The sequence below is a fragment of the Pleomorphomonas diazotrophica genome (genome assembly GCF_002844595.1).
In the GTDB taxonomy this organism is placed as follows: Bacteria; Pseudomonadota; Alphaproteobacteria; order Rhizobiales; family Pleomorphomonadaceae; genus Pleomorphomonas; species Pleomorphomonas diazotrophica.
In genome coordinates this window covers 25,362-44,436 of the sequence record NZ_PJNW01000024.1, presented here as the reverse complement: position 1 = coordinate 44,436, position 19,075 = coordinate 25,362, and the positions used below count along the sequence as shown (strand labels likewise).

The 19,075-nt window shown below is 64.8% G+C and carries 15 protein-coding genes; 10 read left to right on the top strand and 5 right to left on the bottom strand.

Annotated features, from left to right (window positions below):
* The first annotated feature begins 83 nt into the window (after positions 1 to 83).
* On the top strand, positions 84 to 1,253 hold the full coding sequence (locus CXZ10_RS21155) for an aldose 1-epimerase family protein (RefSeq protein ID WP_101291355.1): 1,170 nt from the start codon (positions 84 to 86) through the stop codon (positions 1,251 to 1,253).
* A 79-nt stretch (positions 1,254 to 1,332) separates the two neighbouring features.
* Here the strand turns inward: CXZ10_RS21155 and CXZ10_RS21150 are convergent, their stop codons facing one another.
* On the bottom strand, positions 1,333 to 2,349 hold the full coding sequence (locus CXZ10_RS21150; RefSeq protein ID WP_101291354.1) for a LacI family DNA-binding transcriptional regulator: 1,017 nt from the start codon (positions 2,347 to 2,349) through the stop codon (positions 1,333 to 1,335).
* A gap of 311 nt (positions 2,350 to 2,660) precedes the next feature.
* Between CXZ10_RS21150 and CXZ10_RS21145 the strand changes: the two genes are divergently transcribed.
* From CXZ10_RS21145 to CXZ10_RS21125, 5 genes are read left to right on the top strand one after another with little or no spacing between them, the layout of a single operon-like run.
* Complete coding sequence (locus CXZ10_RS21145) at positions 2,661 to 3,323, top strand: amino acid ABC transporter permease (RefSeq protein ID WP_101291353.1); 663 nt, start codon at positions 2,661 to 2,663, stop codon at positions 3,321 to 3,323.
* The gene (locus CXZ10_RS21140) at positions 3,323 to 3,994 is read left to right on the top strand and encodes an amino acid ABC transporter permease (protein ID WP_101291352.1); all 672 of its coding nucleotides are present in this window, start codon (positions 3,323 to 3,325) and stop codon (positions 3,992 to 3,994) included. Before CXZ10_RS21145 ends, CXZ10_RS21140 begins: the two co-directional genes overlap by 1 nt.
* Positions 3,994 to 4,728 (top strand): amino acid ABC transporter ATP-binding protein, encoded by a 735-nt coding sequence (locus CXZ10_RS21135; RefSeq protein WP_101291351.1) that lies wholly within the window; start codon positions 3,994 to 3,996, stop codon positions 4,726 to 4,728. Before CXZ10_RS21140 ends, CXZ10_RS21135 begins: the two co-directional genes overlap by 1 nt.
* A 3-nt stretch (positions 4,729 to 4,731) precedes the next feature.
* Positions 4,732 to 5,649: an isoaspartyl peptidase/L-asparaginase gene (locus tag CXZ10_RS21130; protein WP_101291350.1), complete on the top strand. Its 918-nt coding sequence runs from the start codon at positions 4,732 to 4,734 to the stop codon at positions 5,647 to 5,649.
* 16 nt (positions 5,650 to 5,665) lie between these two features.
* Positions 5,666 to 6,463, top strand: a complete 798-nt coding sequence (locus tag CXZ10_RS21125; protein ID WP_101291349.1) for a transporter substrate-binding domain-containing protein — start codon at positions 5,666 to 5,668, stop codon at positions 6,461 to 6,463.
* 83 nt (positions 6,464 to 6,546) lie between these two features.
* On the opposite strand, the gene CXZ10_RS21120 is transcribed toward CXZ10_RS21125, so the two are convergent.
* Positions 6,547 to 7,539: a LacI family DNA-binding transcriptional regulator gene (locus tag CXZ10_RS21120; protein WP_101291348.1), complete on the bottom strand. Its 993-nt coding sequence runs from the start codon at positions 7,537 to 7,539 to the stop codon at positions 6,547 to 6,549.
* A 180-nt stretch (positions 7,540 to 7,719) separates the two neighbouring features.
* Here CXZ10_RS21120 and CXZ10_RS21115 point away from each other — a divergent pair, with 180 nt between their 5' ends.
* Positions 7,720 to 9,408, top strand: coding sequence for a methyl-accepting chemotaxis protein (locus tag CXZ10_RS21115; RefSeq protein WP_101291347.1), 1,689 nt, complete (start codon positions 7,720 to 7,722; stop codon positions 9,406 to 9,408).
* 120 nt (positions 9,409 to 9,528) lie between these two features.
* Positions 9,529 to 10,479 carry an aldo/keto reductase gene (locus CXZ10_RS21110; protein WP_101291346.1) on the top strand — a complete coding sequence of 317 codons (951 nt, stop codon included), beginning with the start codon at positions 9,529 to 9,531 and terminating at the stop codon, positions 10,477 to 10,479.
* 77 nt (positions 10,480 to 10,556) lie between these two features.
* On the opposite strand, the gene deoC is transcribed toward CXZ10_RS21110, so the two are convergent.
* Together deoC and CXZ10_RS21100 are read right to left on the bottom strand one after the other, a co-directional pair.
* The gene (gene deoC, locus CXZ10_RS21105) at positions 10,557 to 11,225 is read right to left on the bottom strand and encodes a deoxyribose-phosphate aldolase (RefSeq protein ID WP_101291360.1); all 669 of its coding nucleotides are present in this window, start codon (positions 11,223 to 11,225) and stop codon (positions 10,557 to 10,559) included.
* 139 nt (positions 11,226 to 11,364) lie between these two features.
* Positions 11,365 to 13,578, bottom strand: a complete 2,214-nt coding sequence (locus CXZ10_RS21100) for a PTS sugar transporter subunit IIC/EAL domain-containing protein (protein WP_101291345.1) — start codon at positions 13,576 to 13,578, stop codon at positions 11,365 to 11,367.
* A 555-nt stretch (positions 13,579 to 14,133) separates the two neighbouring features.
* Between CXZ10_RS21100 and CXZ10_RS21095 the strand changes: the two genes are divergently transcribed.
* Positions 14,134 to 17,907 carry a PAS domain-containing sensor histidine kinase gene (locus tag CXZ10_RS21095; protein ID WP_180336121.1) on the top strand — a complete coding sequence of 1,258 codons (3,774 nt, stop codon included), beginning with the start codon at positions 14,134 to 14,136 and terminating at the stop codon, positions 17,905 to 17,907.
* A gap of 258 nt (positions 17,908 to 18,165) precedes the next feature.
* On the top strand, positions 18,166 to 18,459 hold the full coding sequence (locus CXZ10_RS21090) for a (2Fe-2S)-binding protein (RefSeq protein WP_101291343.1): 294 nt from the start codon (positions 18,166 to 18,168) through the stop codon (positions 18,457 to 18,459).
* A 33-nt stretch (positions 18,460 to 18,492) separates the two neighbouring features.
* Here the strand turns inward: CXZ10_RS21090 and bfr are convergent, their stop codons facing one another.
* The gene (bfr, locus tag CXZ10_RS21085; protein WP_101291342.1) at positions 18,493 to 18,978 is read right to left on the bottom strand and encodes a bacterioferritin; all 486 of its coding nucleotides are present in this window, start codon (positions 18,976 to 18,978) and stop codon (positions 18,493 to 18,495) included.
* Positions 18,979 to 19,075 lie beyond the last annotated feature (97 nt).

The following is a 19,075-nucleotide window of genomic DNA, read 5'->3' as shown; positions in this document are numbered from 1 at the left end:
CCTGTCCCTGGCCATGGTCGATCTCGTCCTCGACGACTATTTCAAAGCCTGCCTCTGACGACGGGCAAACAGGACAAAGGCAAATGGATGACATCATCTTCACGCTGACCGACACGGCCGGCGGGCTCGAGCTCGCCGATTGGGAGATCACCTCCGACGAACTCGGCCTCAAGGGCGGCACCCCCTTCGAGATCGTGAAAAGGACGCTGCATGGCGGCCGGCAGGAGGGCAGCACGCTCGTCACCATTCGGGCCGGACGTCTTGCGGTGACCGTCATTCCGACGCGCGGCATGGGCATCCTGAAGGCGAGCCTCGACGACACCAACTTCGGCTGGGCATCGCCGGTCGACGAGGTCGTGCATCCCGCCTTCATCCGCCTCGGCGAACGCAACGGCCTCGGCTGGCTCGAAGGCTTCAACGAGCTGATGGTCCGCTGTGGCTACGAGTGGACCGGCCATCCGATGGTCGATGGCGACAAGGTCTATACGCTGCACGGTCGAGCCGGCAACACGCCCGCTTCCAAGGTGGAGGTGCGCATTTCACGTGAGGCGCCGCATCGCATCACGCTATGCGGGCTCATCAAGGAAAAGGCGTTCAAGAACGTGGAGTTCGAGACCTTCACGGAGCTGATCGTCGTGCCCGGCGATACCGGCTTCTCGCTCGACGACCGGCTGGTCAACCGCGCCGATTACGCCCACCCCTACGAGGTGATCTATCACACCAACGTCGGGCGTCCGGTGCTGGAGGAAGGCGCCCGCGTCATCGGGCCATTCACCCATGTCGCCCCGTTCAACGATGCCGCCAAGCCGGATCTCGCGACTTGGGACCGTTACCGCGGCCCGACGCGCGATTTCGACGAGATGCTCTACGCGTGCGAACTCGCTGCCGGTGCCGACGGCCGTACTGAAGTGGCACTCGTCAACGCATCGGAAACACTAGGCTTCTCCGTCACCTACCACGTCGAGGAGATGCCGGCCTTCACGCTCTGGAAGAACACCGACACCGACAAGCAGGGATACGTAACCGGATTGGAGCCGGGCTCCAATTATCCCTATCCGCTGCCCGTCGAGCGGGCCGCCGGCCGGCTCAAGACCCTTGAGCCAGGAGCTGAAGCCCGGTTCCGGATGCGCTTCGCTCTCCTCACCGACAAGGCCGCCGTTGCCACTTGCACGGCCCGCATCGGCAAGCTCAAGGCAGGCGTCGGCGTGACCGTGCACAACGAACCCATCCTGCGCCGCCAGACAAAAGCCTGACAACAAGACCGCTAGCCGCGCGCACCCTCTTCACGCCGACGCGTGGGGAGGGTTTCTTCTTGCTCGGTGAGGATAGAAATCAGGCCGAGGTGCGCAGCATGATCTCGGCGTTGAGCAGCACGCGTTCGTTGGGCCGAGGTTCGACGTCCTCGTCGAAGCGGGCGTTGATCTTGTGCAGCAGCAGTTCAACGGCGATACGGCCGATTTCATTATAGTTCTGCGCCACCGTGGTCAGGGGCGGGCAGGTATAGCGCGACAGCGGATGGTCGTCGTGCCCGGCGACACGGAGGTCGCAATCGTCGCCCCGGCCGACCTTGAGACCGGCCTGATAGGCGGCCGCCAGAACGCCGAAGGCGATGCGGTCGTTGGCGCAGAGTACCGTTCGAGTGGGAAACCCGCCCTCCCCCAGAATGCGGGACGCCTCGGCAAAGCCGAAACGCTCGAAGTCCCAGGAAGTGTCGGGCAGCGTTGCCACATAGCGCGGTTCCAGCTTCAAGGCCTCCATGGCCAGACGATAGGCTTCCCGACGCTCTCCGGCATTGCGGTTGACCGAGGGCATGCCGAAATAGCAGGGCGCGTCGCCCGAGCGCGACAGATAGTCGACGATGAGATGAAAGCTCTGACGGTTGTCTGTGCCGACGAAGGCAGAGACGGCGTCAAGCTGCGAGTCGACATAAATGAGCGGAATGCTGGCACCCAGCCGGGCCAGCTTGTCATGGTGGGATTGCACGCCGAGCGGCGCGATGACGGCACCGGCGACGTTCATCGCCTTGAAGGTCTCGATCGCCCGTTCCTCAAGCTTCGGCTTGCCGTCAGACGACAACACGAAAGCGAGATAGCCGGCTTCTTCGGCCAGAACCTCGATGCGCCGGGTCAGCGCCATGTAGAACACGTCGGTCGAGTTGGGGATGATGATGCCGAGAATGTTGGTGCGCCGGCGATTGAGGTTCACCGCGAACAGGTTGGGCCGGAAGCCGGACTCCTTGATCGCCTTCTCGATGACTTCGCGTGTCTGACGCCGGACGGAGTTGGGGTCGTTGAAATAGCGGGAAACGGTTGGACGAGACAGACCGACATAGTCGGAGAACTCTTCCATCGTTCGGATTGTCGTGGTCACTCTGCCATCCCCGTTCCATCCGCAACCGGAGCACCACAGGTATTGTAGATGCTTCCACGGCGGGGCGCCAATCATGAGATTGCCGCCAGAGGCGGGCAAGGCCAAGTGCGCCTCCTGTCTTCAGAATTTCGCAGTCTACATTTCTTGCGTCAAGTTGAAGTTTTCCGCATGTAAAATTCTATGTCCTTCCGAAAGCGGACGGAGGCTCCTCCCCCTTGCTTGACAGCATTGGGAATCGTCCCTACAAAAAGTGAAACCGCTTTCACAACAATAATGGCGGGGGAACACGGGTGCGTTTCTGGAGGGTGATCGAGCCCCATATCGGCTTTCTGTTGCAGGGCTTTGCCCTGACGGTCGCTGCGTGCCTCATCGCCATCGCCGGCGCCGTGCTGCTGGGCGCGCTGACCGCCTCGATGCGGTCGTCCGGCAACAGGTGGGTACGGGGTGCCGCCAACGCCTATGGCGACGTCTTTCGCAACGTTCCCTTCCTCGTCCAGCTGTTCTTCTTTTTCTACGGCCTGCCGGAGCTCGGCATCTACATCGGTGCCTTTGAGACCGGCGTAATCGCCATGTCGATCGCCGGCGGCGCCTTCGTCTCTGACGTCATACTCTCGGGCATCATGACCGTCGACACCGGGGTGATCGACGCCGCCAAGGTCTCGGGCCTCAGCCGCGTCAAGATCTTCACCCGCATCGTGCTGCCGATCGCCCTGCGCGTCTCGGTGCGGCCGATGGGCTCGGTGCTGATCAACCTGGTGCTGACCTCGTCGATCCTCTCGACCATCACCGTCAACGAGCTGACCGGCGCCGCCAAGATCGTCGCTGCCACCACCTTCAAGCCCTTCGAGGTCTATGCGGTGTTGCTGGTGCTCTACGCCTCTCTGACCACCCTCTTATCCTTCGCCATCTCGGCGGTTCACCGCCGCCTCAACCGCTTCATGACGGGGGGCTGATGCGCTACGCCGACTTCACTCCCTACGATATCGTGCTGCTGCTGCAGGGCCTCGGCGTCACGCTCGCCCTGTTCGTCGGCACGACGCTGATCGGCCTCGCCATCGGCCTGCTGCTCGCCGTCGTCCATCATTACCGGGTGCCGGGCTGCCGGCCGGTGATCGTGCTGGTCACCGAGGCGCTGAAGAACTCGCCTGTCTTGGTGCAGCTGTTCCTGGTGTTCTTCGGCATTCCGGCTTTCCTGCATATCCGCATGACGCCGGTCGAGGCGGCCACGCTGACCCTCAGTCTCAACACGGCCGCCTTCGCCTTCGTGGTCTTCCGTTCCGGCATCGAATCCATCGACCGCGACCAGATCGAGGCAGCCCAGGTGTTCGGGCTTACCCGTTCGCAGATCCTGCGCCTCGTCATCGCGCCACAGGCTGCCGCCTTCTCGGTGGGGCCGCTCATCGGCATCCTGGTCAACCAGTTGCAGGTGACCTCGCTGATCTCGGTGATCGGCGTGTTCGACCTCACCAAGATCGGCAACATCCTGAACCTCAGGACGCTGCAGCCCTTCATCGTCTGGGCGGTGATCGGACTCATCTACTATCTCGCGGCGAAGACGCTCGCCCATGCCGGCGGCCGCATCGAGGCGGCGCTGCGCAAGTCCGTGAAATGGGGAGGCATCTGATGATCGTCGCCGAAAACGTCGAAAAGCGCTTCGGGGACGCCCTCGTATTGAAGCGCGTCAACCTCCGGGTCGAGCCGGGCGAGGTTGTCACCATTCTCGGTGCCTCCGGCTCGGGCAAGTCGACGCTGATCCGCTGCATCAACGGCCTGGAAACGCTGTCGGGCGGCAAGATTACCGTCGACGGCCACGACGTTTCCACCAAGGCCGGCCTCGTCGCCGCCCGCCGGGCATCGGCCACCGTCTTCCAGCTGTTCAACCTCTATCCGCACATGACGGCGCTCCGAAACATCACCCTCGCGCCGATCGAGGTACTGAAGTTGCCCAAGGCGGAAGCCGAGGCGCGCGCCCGCGCCCTGCTGGACAAGGTTGGACTGGGCGCCCATGCCGACGCCTATCCGCAGCAGCTCTCCGGCGGCCAGCGCCAGCGTGTCGGCATCTGTCGAGCGCTCGCCATGCAGCCGCGCTACCTGCTGCTCGACGAGGTGACCTCCGCCCTCGACCCGGAGATGACCGGCGACGTGCTGCGCATTCTCGCCGAGCTCGCCGCCGACGGCACGACCATGGTGTTCGTCACCCACGAGATCGAGTTTGCCCGTCACATCTCGAGCCGCATCGTCTTCCTCGAACAGGGCGAGCTGATCGTCGACCTGCCGACGGCGCAGTTCTTCGCCGAGGACGGCGGCCTTGCCGTGCGGCGCATCCGCCAGTTTCTGTCCAAGATGAAAAAGGACTGAGCCTTGATCCTGCTTGCCAACACCGAGGCCGAACCCGGTTTTTCCCATGCTGTCGATACCTTGCTCGCTGGGGGCATTGCCCTTGACGCGCTGGTCGAAGGCATCGGCTATGTCGAGGCGGCGCCGAGCGTTCGCTCGGTCGGCTACGGCGGCTGGCCCAACATGGTCGGCGACATGGAATGCGACGGCGCCGTGATGGACGGTACGACGCTATCCGTCGGATCCGTGGGCGCCGTGCCACGCACGCTGCATGTCGCTGCATTGGCACGTGAAGTCATGCGCCGCCTTCCGCATGTCATGCTGACTGGCGAAGGCGCTCGTCGTTTTGCAAGTGAAATCGGTTTCAGCGAAGATGACGTGCTCTATCCCGACAGCAAGCGGGTTTGGCGGGAGAAACTCGACGATCTTCTCGACGACAAGGCGCGCGCCGCCTTTCCGAACGTGCCGCTCGTGCCGCTGTCCAATGCCATCACCGATCCCGAGCGGGTGCGCGACACCACTGTTTTCCTCGGCATCGACGCCGGCGGCAACGCCGCCGTCGCCACCTCGACGTCCGGCTGGGCCTGGAAATATCCCGGCCGCCTAGGCGACAGCCCGATTCCCGGCGCCGGCTTCTACGCCGACAGTCGCTACGGCGTCGCCGCCTGCACCCACACCGGCGAGATGACCATGCGCTGCGCGACCTCGCATGCCGTGGTGCAGGGTTTGAAATTCGGCCTTTCCCTCGATGCGGCGGTGGAGCGCGCCGCCGAGGACCTCCTCGCCCTCAAGGGTGGCTTCATCGGCGAGGTGGTCATTCATGCGCTCGACAACAAAAACAAGCATCGCGTCGTCACGCTCAGGGGCAACAAACCGGTATCCTACTGGTTCTGGGAACCCGGCATGCCCGCACCGGAGCGGCGGCAATCGGAACAGCTTTGATCACAGGAGAGACATCATGCATCGGCTTCTGAAGACAACCCTTGCCGCCGCGGCCGTCTGCCTCGCGCTGGCGAGCACGGCCAGCGCCGGCTCCAAGCTGCAGGAAATCCTCGACGCCGGCGTCATCCGCATCGGCGTGTCGCTGGGCGGCGAGCCGATCGGCTTCCGCGACGACCAGAACAACCCGGTCGGCTATGACGTCGACGTCGCCACCATGCTGGCCGAGAAGCTCGGCGTGAAGCCCGAGTTCACCGACGTCTCGGGCGACGCCCGCGTCTCCATGCTGGTCTCCAACCAGCTCGACCTCGTGGTCGCCAACACCTCGGCGACGCTGGCCCGCGCCAAGGCTGTCAGCTTCTCCATTCCCTACAACCGCGCCGGTCTCCGCATCATCGTGCAGGCCGACGCCGGCATCACGACGCTGGAAGGCCTCGCCGGCAAGAAGGTGGTGGTCGGTCGAGGCACGACGGGCGAAACCTTCCTGAAGCGCGCCGTGCCGACGGCCGAGCTGGTCTACACCGACAACTTCTCGCCGGATGGCGTACTGCTCTTGAAGCAGAAGCGCGTCGACGCCGGCATCGAGGATTCGTCGATGCTCGACTATCTCGCCACCAAGGAGCCGTCGCTCGTTACCCTGCCCGGCCTGTATTCAAACGACCCGATCGGCATCGCCATCGCCCAGGGCGATCCGGACCTGCAGCGCTGGGTCGACATGTTCGTCTCCGACTACATCCAGTCGGGCGCCTATGAAGCCAATTACAAGAAGTGGTGGGGCGAGAAGGCCAATCCGCCGACGCTGACCCCGCTCTGGTAAGAAGGCGGCGACAGACCGCCGACCAAGGACCGCAAACCCGCCTCGGCGTCGGTGCAAACCGGCGCCGAGTTATTTTTGTCGCCTCAACCCGTGCTGCGGGCGATGAAGCGGGTGGAAATGTCGAGCCCCGCCGCCGGGAACTCTTCGGGTGTCCTCAAAAAGCCCAGAATGCCGGCCACCAGCTCCGAGCGATCGAAGCCGACGCTGGAGATGTCATAGGCGCCGAAGTTGCCCTTCTCGACAGCGTCGAAGCCATAAAGCAGGTAGTCGGCGGGCGGCCGCCTGCCCTCCCGGACGAGCCCGTCCATGACGCCCATCGCCATGGAATCGGACGTGCAGAACACGGCGTCCGGCGTCGCCTCACCGATGCCGACCGCCGCCCTGATGCCCGAGGCGTAGGAATAGTCGCCGCCCACCTCGGAGAGCAGGCGGACGCCGGCGGCGGCGCAGGCCGACCGGTAGGCCGCGATCCGTGCCTCCTCGACCAACGAACTGGCGCGGCCGGTCACCAGCACGGCGCTTTCGACGCCCCTGGCGCGAGCGTGCCGCACCAACTCGCCGATACCGTTCTCCTCATCGATGTGAATGCGGGCGCTTTCGGTATCGAAGCGGCCATTCAGCATCAACACGTTGTCGCTATGGAACAGGGCGCGCACCTCGCCCGCGTCGGCGAAATCGGAAAACACCAGCGCAGCATGCACATGATAGGTCAGCGAGTTGCGCAGGAAATCGTCGATGCGCTTGGTGCGGCCGACGCGGATCAGGATCGCCTGCTTGCCGAGCGACTGGATGCCGTCGAGCAGCGGGTCAAACAGGTCGAGGTCTGAGAGATCGCTGAGATAGTTGATGATGACGGCGACGAGATCGATCGACTTGGTGGCGAGGCCGCGTGCCAGCGGGTTCTGGTGATAGCCGAGTTCCGCTGCCGCCTTCAGGACGCGCTCCTTCTTTTCCAGCGATACCGGGCGTCGACTTGGCGAAAGGGCACGCGAAACGATGGCCGGCGCCACCCCGGCCGCGCGCGCCACGTCGGCAATCGTCGGGCGCTTGCCCTCGCGAGGCGGCTTTTCGGTCATGGTCGGCAGGGTCCGTTCCGGAAGGGATGCAAGGGCTTATCGCATGATTGGCAGCACGGTGAAAAGCACCGTCGCATCCTGCATCGGAAAGCGTTGAAACCACCCGACCAAAACGACTGGTAGTGGGAACCGTTATTTCACTCTTTTCTGGAACTATCCGCTCAGGACAGGAGTAGCAGAGTGATTTCAGAAGGCACGTCCCGCCGACCCGATCTCCGCGCGGTCTCCGATGAGCTCGAGGCCGCCCGTTCGCAGATCGAGGAACGTTTCGTCGAAGGCGGCAAGGCCCTGATGGCCGCCTATGACATCGTCGCCCGTCTTCTCACTGCGATCGAAGGCGTAACCGGCGCCCTCGATGATCACGCTTGTGACGAAGCGGCGGCCCGGCTGACCGCCACACTGAAAGGCCTCGCCAACCTCGTCGAAGCCGAAGCCACCACCGGACAGCGTCTGGCGTCTGTCCTTGTCGACAGCGAGGCGATCACGCCGCGCATTCGCGACATGCAGCGCTCGCTGCGCTATCTCAACACCTGTGCCATGGAGACCCGGATCGCCGGGGCCGGCGTGACCGAGTTCGCCCAGTTCGCCGACGACGTCGACAAGTATGTCGGCTCGGCGATCGAACAGATCGAGATCTTTGCCGACAAGGTCGGCCAGTTGAGTGCCCAGGTCGCAGTCGCCTGCGCCGACGACAAAGGCGCGGGCATCGCGGCCCAGGTCTCGACCGTTTCCTCCACCCTGACCGACGCTCTCGATGCGGTCCGGGGCCGCCGCGCCGGCCTGAGGCGGCTTGCCAGCGGCACGGCCGATGTGGCGAAGTCGGTTCAGGAGAAGGTCGGCAAGGTCCTGTCGGCCTTGCAGGCCGGTGACGTGGCCCGGCAGCGCATCGAACACGTGCAGGCCGGCATCGCCATTCTTCTCGACGAAGTCGCCCGATGCGGCTCGGAAACGCAGGCCGAAGCGCTCTCGGAGGCCGGCATCCGCCTGCTGGCCGCCCAGACATCGGCATTGATCAAGGACTTCAGCGAACAGACGCGGGTGGTCGTCGCCACCATCGAGGGCCTGGCGGGCGAGGCCTCGCGGGTGCTGTCGCTGACCGGCAAGGCCGGCTGCAACGGCGGCGGCGAGATGCAGGCCATCGAGGACGGCGTCGGCTTCGCACGCGGCGTGGTCGGCGACATCGAGAAGTCGGGCGCCCTCGCGGCCGCCGCCTATGCCAGCACCAAGCGGGTTGCCACGGAGTTGCTCAGCAACATGGGCAACATCGGCAACATCCGCAGTGTGCGCGACGACATCCGCTGCCTCGCCATCAACGCCTATCTCCGCAGCAACCGACTGGGCGCCAAAGGGCGCGCCGTCGGCGTGGTGGCGGCAGAGATGAACACCTATGCCGCAAGGCTCGGCGTTGCGGCTGAGGACATCCTGCAACGTCTGTCGACCATGCGCGAAACCGCCGAAGGCATCGACAACAACGCCGGGGAAGCCCGCGTCGATATCGTCGGGGAGATCGACGGGGCTGTGACGACCCTGCGCGAGGCCAACATCCGCACCAGCCTTCACCTCAAGGAAGCGGAGGAGAGCGGAAACGCCGTTGCCGAGCGCATCGGGCACATTGCCCGTCACATCGACTTCAGCAAGGACCTCGGCGAACACCTCCATACCTGCCACCGCATGTTCGGCAGCAGCGACACAACTGCTCCGGCAGAGAACGCGAAGGACTACGCTGGCTTTTCCGAGCGTCTTTTCGCGGTCTACACCATGGCCGCCGAACGGGACATCCATCGGGCAATTCTTGGATGGAGCGGTGCACCGGCTTCCGCCGCTCCGGCCAAGGAGACCGAAGACCTGTTCGACGACGTGCTGTTCTGAGCGCCATACAGCGTCGCCGATTGGCCGAAGCGCGAACTGACGGGCGTTCTGCGCCCTCCTATAATCTCTCCGAGGACGCGGCTGTCCGAAGCGGACCGCCGCCCACAATCGGAGAGGAACATGAAAAAGCGCCCGCTCGGGAAAACCGGCTTCGACATCGCACCGCTGGTGTTCGGCGGTAACGTCTTCGGCTGGACCATTGACGAGAAGGCCAGCTTCGACGTGCTGGACGCCTTCGTCGACCATGGATTCGACGCCATCGACACCGCCGACGTCTACTCCCGCTGGAAGCCCGGCAATCAGGGTGGCGAATCCGAGACGATCATCGGCCGCTGGCTGAAGGCCCGCCCCGGCGTCCGGGACAAGGTGAAGATCTTCACCAAGGTGGGCTCCGACCTCGGCCGCCCCGGCGAGAAGGGCCTTGGCGAGACATGGATTCTGGAGGCGGCCGACCGATCGCTCGCCCGGCTGGGCATCGACCGCATCGACCTCTACTTTTCTCATTGGCCGGACGAAACGCCCTATGAGGAAACGCTCGGCGCCTATGACAAGCTGATCGCCGCCGGCAAGGTCCGGACCATCGGCGCCTCCAACCTCAACGCCGACCAGCTCGGCGCGGCGCTTGCCGTGTCGCGGCAAAAGCAGCTGCCGGCCTACCAGGTTCTCCAGCCCAATTACAGCCTCGCCGAGCGCAAGCAGTTCGATGGCGCACTGCGCGATCTCTGCATGCATGAGGACATCGGCGTCGTCTCCTACTACAGCCTCGCCTCCGGCTTCCTCTCCGGCAAATACCGCTCCGCCGACGACCTCAAGGGCAGCAGCCGGGCGGGCGGCGTCGAAAAACACATGAACGAACGCGGCTTTCGCATCCTCGCGGCGCTCGACCAGGTGGCGGAAGCTCGTCACGCCAAGCCGGCCGAGGTGGCCCTTGCCTGGCTGATGGCGCGGCCGGGCGTCACAGCGCCGATCGCCAGTGCCACCAAGGTGGCGCATGTCGAGAGCTTCGCGCACGCCGCGACGCTGCATCTGACACCGGCCGAAGTCGAACTGCTGGACAGGGCGAGCGCCTGACACCCACCCGAACAATACGTCGCGGCTGCTCCATGAGACGGCCGCGGCGTCTTTCCCCGGCTTAATCGGCGCCCCCTCTAGAAGTGCGCCTCCCGCATCAGGGCCACGCCTCGGCTGGTGCCGATGCGGTTCGCCCCCGCCTCGATCATCGCCATGGCCTCGGCGAAGGAGCGGATGCCGCCGGACGCCTTCACGCCCATCTCTGGCCCCACGGTGCGGCGCATCAGGGCCACCGTCTCGACGGTCGCGCCCTTCTGGGTGAAGGCGGTCGATGTCTTCACGAAATCGGCGCCGGCTCTCTTGGCGGCAAGCGAAGCAGCGACGATCTCGTCGTCGGTCAAAAGCGACGTTTCCAAAATCACCTTGAGCGGCACGCTGCCGCAAGCGGTCTTGAGTGTGGCGACCTCGTCGCCGATCGGACCTGCGCCGACGCTTTTCAAGGTGCCGATGGAGATCACCATGTCCACCTCGGCGGCGCCTTCTGCCAGCACCCACTCCAACTCGCGACGCTTGAGTTCGGTTGGCGTGGCCCCCAGCGGGAAGCCGACCACCGAACCGGTTCTGACCGCCGAGCCGCGCAAGAGTACGGCGACGCGTGGGACATGGAGCGGATTGACGCAGACGGAGGCGAAGTTCCACTGCAAGGCTTCGGCGCAGAAGTTCTCGACGTCAGCCTCGGTGGCATCTGGGCGCAGGATTGTGTGATCTATGATCGCGGCGAGCGCCGCTAACGAGGTGACGGACATGGTGCCTCCCATCGCACGTTCCTTCTCGGCCGCGATGGAGGACCGACCCGTCCTTCCTCGACCCTCACGAAGGTCGCGCGGTCGTTTCTGCGTTTGGTACCACGCTTTCGCCCGCCGTCCCAGACGGCTGTACTGCCGTTCAGGCAGCGCCGGCGTTGGCCCTGATGTAGTCGAGGCAAGGCCCGCTTTCGAGCGGTCTTGAGAACAGATAGCCCTGGAAGCGAGCGCAGCCGAGATCGATGAACCGAGGAAGCTGTTCGGGCTGCTCGATGCCCTCCACCACGGCGCGGAGGCCAAGGGTGCGGCTGAGCGCGACAATCGACCGGATCACATGCTCGTTGAGGTCGCCCTGGCTGGTGAAGGTAAGGGATCGATCGATCTTCACCGTGTCGAGGGGCAGTTCGCGCAGATAATGCAAGGAAGTGTGCCCCATGCCAAAGTCATCGAGCGCAATGCGGACGCCGGCGTTGCGCAGGCGCAGCAAAGCTCCGATTGCCTGGGTGGCAGGTGCAAGCGATGTCGACTCGGTGATTTCAAGTTCGACCAGAGAAGGCTCCAACCCCGTCTCGGCGAGAATGCGCAGAACCTTCAGGTCGAAGTCGGCATCCTGCAACTGGCGCGGCGAGATGTTGACGGAGACGATGAGATCGTCGGCCACCGACTTCCCCCAGGCGGCGCGCTGCCGGCAGGCAAGACGGAGCACATGCTCGCCCAAACGGTCGACGATTTGCAGGTCCTCTGCCAGCGCGACCGTCACCGACGGCGGGATGAGACCGTAGACCTCATGTTCCCAGCGGAGAAGCGCCTCGACGCCGAACACCCTGCGTTCCTCGATGCTGACCTGCGGCTGGTACTGAAGATAGAGGCGATCCGACGAGGCGAGCGCATCGACGAGGTCGCGGCTCAGCGCATTGGCGAGGCGTCCCGCGGTGCCCGGAAGATCAATCAGCCGGTGCCCATGCACCACCTCGTCGGAGACCGAAGCGGCAAGCAGCCGACTCATCGCTTCGGCATTGCTGGCGAGCCGCAGGCGGGCGGCAATCCGGACAAAGGGGAGATAGAGCAACGTCCCTACGGCGAGTTCCACGAGCTGCAAAACGGCTCCAGCCGGTGAGCCGGTGGCGAGATAGCCGCTGACGAGCGCTGGCATCGTCCAGGAAACAGCCTGATCGGCGACCGGCACGAGGCCGACGGCCGTCGCCGCATAGGCGATGAGCGACAGCAGGACGGGGGTCAGGACGAACGGAATGGCATAGACTGGGTTTAGGATCAGCGGCAGGCCGAATACCAGAGGTTCGTTGACGTTGACCAAGGCGGGCAGCAGCGACAGCCAGGCGAGCCGGCGGGTCGATGGATCGCGGTCGGCATAGAGGAGCGCGACGATCAGGCAGAGGGTCGCGCCTGAGCCGCCGAGTCCCCCATAGACGGAGAAAAAACTCCAGGTGACGACGCTGGCCGGGCCGTCGGCGCCGGCCGCCGCGACCATCTGCTCCACGACGGGCAGCATCATGTTGGCGCCGTGCCCGCCGAGGAACCACAGGAACTGGCTGATCAGCGCATGGGCGGCAACCAGCAATGCCGAAGGTTCGGCGCCGGTGAAAGGCGCGGATATGGCAGCCGACAGCGCCGTCGTCAGGTCTGGCCCGCCGAAGGCCACCTGCGCCTGCCGGATCATGGCGAAGACCGTGAGCGTGATCATGCCGGCCGGCAGAATGGAAAACAGGTCGCCGACCAGCGGGTCCGCGCCGAGGCCGCGCAGCCGAAGCCGGAACTGCGGACGCCGCGCCAGGAACAAGAACAGGTAGCTGGCGCTGATGGCGACGACCAGCGCCGCCGGCAGTCCGCGCGACGACGACAGCGCCTCCTTCCAGCGCTCCGTCGTGTCGGGCGCCACAGTGATAAAGAAGCACGCTAGCGCTACCACGGAGACGCTCGACGGGTTGACCGGGTTACTGTCGGCGCGGGTACCGGTCAGCGTGGCCAACGAATGAGAAAAGCCAGCCACCAACACCAGGGCGACCAGGCCGAAGGTGCCGTCGACGAGCGTGGCGCAAACGGCACGCACAGCCTCGACGGCCCCGACGGGAAACCCTCCGGCAAAGGGAAGAGTGGTAAGGGCGCTGACGAACAACGCGAAGGCGCCAACCAGCACGAGCGGCAGTGACAGAAGCAGGGCGCGCCGGAGGGCCGTCATCAGGGGCCAGGCGGCAAAGCGAGCCATCATGTCGATAATTGGGGCGGAGCGGCTTTGGAAAGGAACGTTGCCGGGTGTCGCCGAGGCCAGCGATGCCGGGCCAGGCTGCCGGGCCGTGAAACGTACCGGGTTCTCATCTGCGATCGGCTCATCCGTCATGGCTGTCGCCCGTCCTGTTACGTCGCTGACGCTGCTCTTCACGGCAGCCGCACGAACGGCATCCTTGACCAAAATCCTTGCCGAAATACTGAATAGGTAGCCAAAGGCGGTTATTGTTCAACGAAAGCGAGTATTTCGGCGACCAAATCCTGCCCGTGCCCCCACCGACGGCCGACCGTCCGTCGCAAGAGCGTTATTTTCCGGAGAATTCTGCCTTTCGGGTGTCCATGCCGCGCCTCGGCGCGTCATCGACATCCCATCTCGTTGACACAAAACGATGTTCCACCAGTCGGTGCAGATTGCCCGACGACAATCGGTTCAATGACGATTTCGCCCAGATCTTGAAGTTAAGGTTATTGAAAAGTTGCCGCCATAGCTTTGAATTCCGCTGTGGCGCTCGCACTGACGCCATATTATTAACGTATGGTTGACTGAAGACGCTATACGGGCCGGATGTTTGCTGTCCGGCCTGCCCAATCGGTCGGAGACGGCGGATTTTTACTGCCGGCGCCACCGGTCGAGACGCCCCGGTGTCGAAAAAGGTGGAGACGCGGCATGTCCGGCGGAGCAGATCTGTTCAGAGTCCTGAGCCAGACGGAGAACGTCGGTCCGCTCGTGGCCGATACCCGACCGTCCCTTGTCGTCGACCGGACCGGTAGCCGACTGCTCTGGGCCAACGCCGCCGGAGCTGCCTTCTTCGGCGTCACGACAATCGACAAGCTGACGGCGCTGCGCTTCGCTTCCAACTCACCTTTCGCGCGCCGCATTGCCACTCTCGACGACATGCTGGTCAGCAGCCAGGACCGGATCGAGCGGTTGCCCCTGCAACGCGGTCTGCTGCCCCGCCCGACGGTCTGCAAGGCCAGTCGTGTGACGGCGGACGGCGTCAAGGCGATCCTGCTCACCATCGTCGACGGCACGGGGTCATTTACCGGCGATCCGGTCTCGGCCTTCGCTGCCCTCACGGCGACCGCCCTGCCCCCGGCTGCGGAAACCGTGGCAAAGACCGAGAACACCGCAGCGGAACCGATCGGGATCGTCAGCGACGTGGTTGCGACGGATGCAGCCGAGCCGATCGAGACCGTTGTCGACGCGGCCGCGCCGGACATGCCCGAGCCGATCGATACCGCCGATGAGATCACGGCCGAAGAGGCGGTTCTCGACCTCGTGGCGGACAATACCGAAGCCGTCATCGATGCTCCTTTGCCGGAGGTCGCCGAGACTTTCGAGACGGTCTCCGAAGAGGCCTCCTCCGAAAGCGCCGAAGAGGATCTGGCGGCCGAGCCGGACGCCGTCGCCGAAGGCGAGGCGACCGCCGAGGAAGTTGAGGCCGAGCCGTGCGACGCCGACGTCGAGAAGGACCAAGCCGAACCGTCTGCGGATGTCGAAACAGTGTTGCAGGAAGCGTCCTCGGAGCCGGATGGCCGCGTCGAAGCGCCGGAGGATACGGCGCCCGAGACCGCCGAACCCTCCCTCGCGGAAGCTGCGCCGGAACCGGCTGTTTCCGAGACGAATGCCGAGGACGTTCCGCCCGAGACGGTTGACGCGACGCCCGAGGCTGCCGCGCCGGCCTTCGTCTTCCCGACCCACGGCCGGCCCGTTCGCTTCGTCTTCGAGCTCGACCCGCTGCTGGCTTTCACCTTCGTTTCGGCCGACCTTGCCGCGACGGTCGGCCCCGGCATGGCTGACATCCTCGGACGCACCTGGTCCGAGGTCGCCGGCCGCCTCGAGTTCGATCCGGCGGGACGCATCGCCGAGGCGCTCGGTCACCGCGACACCTTCACCGGGCTTACCGTCGACTGGCCAGTGGAAGGAGAGAACCTGCGCGTGCCGGCCGATCTGGCGGGCATGCCGGTGTTCGGCCGCGAACGTGCGTTCCGCGGGTATCGCGGCTTCGGCGTGCTGAAGACCGGTGCCGCTTTCGAGGCGCCGATCCCTGCCGAGCCGATCGCCGCATCCGAACCCGACGAGGCAGCCCCACTGCCGCCGACGGAGAGCGATGCAACGGACGGTGTCACTGAGGAGGAGGTCTCTTCGGTTGCGATTGTCGGCGCGGAGAGTGCCGAGCAACCGGTGGACGACGGCGCCGACGCTCCCCTGGTCGTCGACGACGTCTCCTCAGCGGAAGCAGTGCAGGAGGCACGAGCCGTCGAGGATGCCGCAGCGGAAGCGGCACCCGAGTCCGATACTCCCGAGCTGCCGCAGACGACGGAAGAGACCATCTCCGACGCGTTGGCGGCCGAGACGCCGGACGCCTCGGAACCCGAGACATTCCCCTCCTTCGAGACCGCCGATGAGACGGCCCTGATGGAAGCTGAGGTCGGCACGGCCGATGAGGTGGCGCCGGAGGAACCTGAAGCCGAAACGGCAGATGGATCTTCGACGGAAGCTGACGTCGAGATCGCTGATGAACCTGTTGACGTTGCCAGCGAGGCCGATCTTTCCGATATCACCGCCGCCACCGAACAGGATCTTCCGGACGAGACGCTGCTCGCCGATGAGGAGCCGACCGAAGCGGACGAACTGGTCGAGCCGCTGCCGCTCGTGACGCCCCCTGAAGACGTTGCGTCAGACCTGGCCGATCCCGAGCTTCCGCCGCTTTCTGTATCTGCAGACGAGGTGGCAGCGGAGCCGATCGACCCCGAGCCGGCCGCGCCATCGGTCAGCGAGGTGACCTCCGCACCGGCGGCTACCCATCGCGCCACCTTTGCCAGCCTGACCGGCGACAAGGCGAAAGCCCTTTCCAAACCGGAGCGCGACGCCTTCGACAAGATCGCCGAGGCGCTGGCCGACGCCTTCGGGCCGCGCATCATGGCCGATCCGGCGGATCGCCAGCCTGTTCACCCGATTCCCGTCGTCAGTCGCCAGGCCGAGACCCAGCCTGAAATCGGGCCGTCCGTCGACGTCGCGCTGCTCGACAAGCTGCCGGTGGCGCTCGCCATTCTGAGGGGCGGCGACATCATCCACGCCAACCGCGCCTTCCTCGACCTCTGCGGCTATCCGGACGTCGCGACGATCGATGGCGACGGCGGTTTCGCCCAGGTGTTCGAGGGCGCGGCCCTCAGCCGCGACGCGGCCATTCCCGCCATTCGCCGGCGCGACGGCGTCGAGATCCCCGTGTCGGCCCGGCTGCATTCCATGCCGATGGACGGCGGCATCGCCTCGCTTCTGGTGGTCCAGGAAACCGCCGCCGCCACCAGCCGCGACCGTCTTGCCACCGCCGAGCAGCGGGCGGAAGACATGGAGGCCATTCTCGACACCGCCACCGACGGCGTGCTGGTGCTCGACCAGAAAGGGCTGGTGATCGGCGCCAACAAGTCGGCCGAAGCGCTGTTCGGCAACGAGCGGTCGCACATGATCGGCATGGCCTTCGTCGACCTCCTGGCCCCCGAAAGCCACCGCTCGGCGCTCGACTATCTCGACGGCCTCGGCCGCAACGCGCTGTCCAGCGTGCTCAACGACGGGCGCGAGGTGATCGGCCGCGTCGCCGGCGGCGGTCTGGTGCCGCTGTTCATGACGGTCGGCCGGGTATCGCCGACCAAGTTCTGCGCCGTGCTCCGCGACATCACCCAATGGAAGCGGGCCGAGGAGGAGCTAACCTCCGCCAAGAAGGCAGCGGAGAACGCCTCGTCGCAGAAATCGGATTTCCTGGCCAAGATGAGCCACGAAATCCGGACGCCGCTCAACGCCATCATCGGCTTCTCCGAGGTGATGATGGAGGAGCGCTTCGGCCCGGTCGGCAACGAGCGCTATAAGGAATACCTGCGCGACATCCACGTGTCGGGCACCCATATCATGAGCTTGGTCAACGACCTTCTCGACCTCTCGAAGATCGAGGCGGGCAAGCTCGAACTGACCTTCGAGGCCGTGGGGCTCAACGACGTGGTGCGGGAATGCGCGGCGTTGATGCAGCCGCAGGCCAACCGCGAGCGGATCATCATCCGCACCTCGCTGTCGTCGAGCCTACCTCCCGTGGTGGCCGACAATCGCAGCCTTCGGCAGATCATCCTGAATCTCCTGTCCAATGCCGTGAAGTTCAACTCGGCCGGTGGTCAGGTGATCGTCTCGACGCTCTACGAGGAATCCGGCGAGGTGGTGCTCCGGGTCCGCGATACCGGACAGGGGATGAGCGAGGGCGACATCGTCAAGGCGATGGAACCGTTCCGTCAGCTCTCAACGTCACGGACCGGCGGCGGCACCGGTCTCGGCCTGCCGCTCACCAAGGCGCTGGTCGAAGCCAACCGCGCCGCCTTCCAGATCGACTCGACGCCCGGCCAGGGCACGATGATCCAGATCACCTTCCCGTCGACGCGTGTTCTCGCCGAGTAACAGCGAGCCAGAGCGAATGACATGCGAACACCCGGCGGCTGGTCCCGCCGGGTGTTTTGCTTTCAGACGCCTGACAAGTTTGCGCAGCCCTGCGCCCATCGCCCGGCAGATCTGCGCCGCCGCCCGCGGGTTTCCACGTGCTTGAAAATGAAGTTGAGAATGATTATCAACAATGGCGCGACGGCAAGGAGCCCAAAACTCCCGCCTGAGCGAGCCACGGAGAGCCAAGGGCGCCAGGCACGCCCCCGGAGTTCATCGATGATCGTCTGTCATTGCAATGTTCTGACCGTCGAAGACATCCAGGGAGCCGTCGACGAACTGTTGACCGAGATGCCGCTTCGCGTCATCACGCCGGGCCTCGTCTACCGGCGGCTCGGCACACGCGGCCGCTGCTGCGGCTGCTTCCCGCTCGCCATCGACATCATCAACGCCCATATCGAGAAGCGGCTTGCCGCCGACGACCTGGCCGAACGCCGGCAGCAGATCGTCGAACAGCAGCGCGCCTATCGCGAGAACATGCCGACGCGTCGCCGCATCGCGGCCCCCGCCTGACGGCATGGCATCGGGCCAACCGGGGCGCCCGGGTCAGTCGACCTTGTCGGTGCTGTCGGAGTTGAGCTGGATATAGGCTACCTCGCCGATCTTGTCGTAGAGGGATATCTGCGACTCCAGGAAGTCGATGTGACCTTCCTCGTCCTTCAGAAGATCGGTGAACAGCTCCATCGACACGTAGTCACCTTCCTCGGCGCAGAGAAGGCGTGAAGCGCGATAGGAGTTGCGCGCGTCGATCTCGCCGGCAAGGTCGGCTTCGAGGATTTCACGCACCGTCTGGCCGATGCGGAGCGGCGGGATGGTCTGAAGGTTGGGATGGCCTTCAAGGAAGATGATGCGGGAAATCAGCTTGTCGGCGTGCTGCATCTCCTCGATCGATTCCTCGCGCTCCTTCTTGGCAAACTTGGTGACGCCCATGTCGTCGAGGAGGCGGTAGTGGAGCCAATACTGGTTGACGGCGCCGAGTTCGAGGAACAAAGCCTCATTCAGCCGCTCAATGACCTTCTCATTTCCACGCATGAAAACCTCCTTGGTTAGAATTCTTCTAACTTACGGCAAGTCGGAAGAATTGCAAGCCGTCTTCGCGTGGGTTCACCCCCGTCGGCGCACCCGATGG

Bases quoted from the DNA above. Each gene is read 5' to 3' on its own strand.
- deoC (WP_101291360.1), bottom strand. From the start codon at position 11,225: ATGTCCGTCACCTCGTTAGCGGCGCTCGCCGCGATCATAGATCACACA.
- CXZ10_RS21125 (WP_101291349.1), top strand. From the start codon at position 5,666: ATGCATCGGCTTCTGAAGACAACCCTTGCCGCCGCGGCCGTCTGCCTC.
- CXZ10_RS21140 (WP_101291352.1), top strand. From the start codon at position 3,323: ATGCGCTACGCCGACTTCACTCCCTACGATATCGTGCTGCTGCTGCAG.
- CXZ10_RS21090 (WP_101291343.1), top strand. From the start codon at position 18,166: ATGATCGTCTGTCATTGCAATGTTCTGACCGTCGAAGACATCCAGGGA.
- CXZ10_RS21120 (WP_101291348.1), bottom strand. From the start codon at position 7,539: ATGACCGAAAAGCCGCCTCGCGAGGGCAAGCGCCCGACGATTGCCGAC.
- CXZ10_RS21095 (WP_180336121.1), top strand. From the start codon at position 14,134: ATGTCCGGCGGAGCAGATCTGTTCAGAGTCCTGAGCCAGACGGAGAAC.
- CXZ10_RS21150 (WP_101291354.1), bottom strand. From the start codon at position 2,349: ATGGAAGAGTTCTCCGACTATGTCGGTCTGTCTCGTCCAACCGTTTCC.
- CXZ10_RS21155 (WP_101291355.1), top strand. From the start codon at position 84: ATGGATGACATCATCTTCACGCTGACCGACACGGCCGGCGGGCTCGAG.
- CXZ10_RS21110 (WP_101291346.1), top strand. From the start codon at position 9,529: ATGAAAAAGCGCCCGCTCGGGAAAACCGGCTTCGACATCGCACCGCTG.
- CXZ10_RS21100 (WP_101291345.1), bottom strand. From the start codon at position 13,578: ATGACGGATGAGCCGATCGCAGATGAGAACCCGGTACGTTTCACGGCC.
- bfr (WP_101291342.1), bottom strand. From the start codon at position 18,978: ATGCGTGGAAATGAGAAGGTCATTGAGCGGCTGAATGAGGCTTTGTTC.
- CXZ10_RS21135 (WP_101291351.1), top strand. From the start codon at position 3,994: ATGATCGTCGCCGAAAACGTCGAAAAGCGCTTCGGGGACGCCCTCGTA.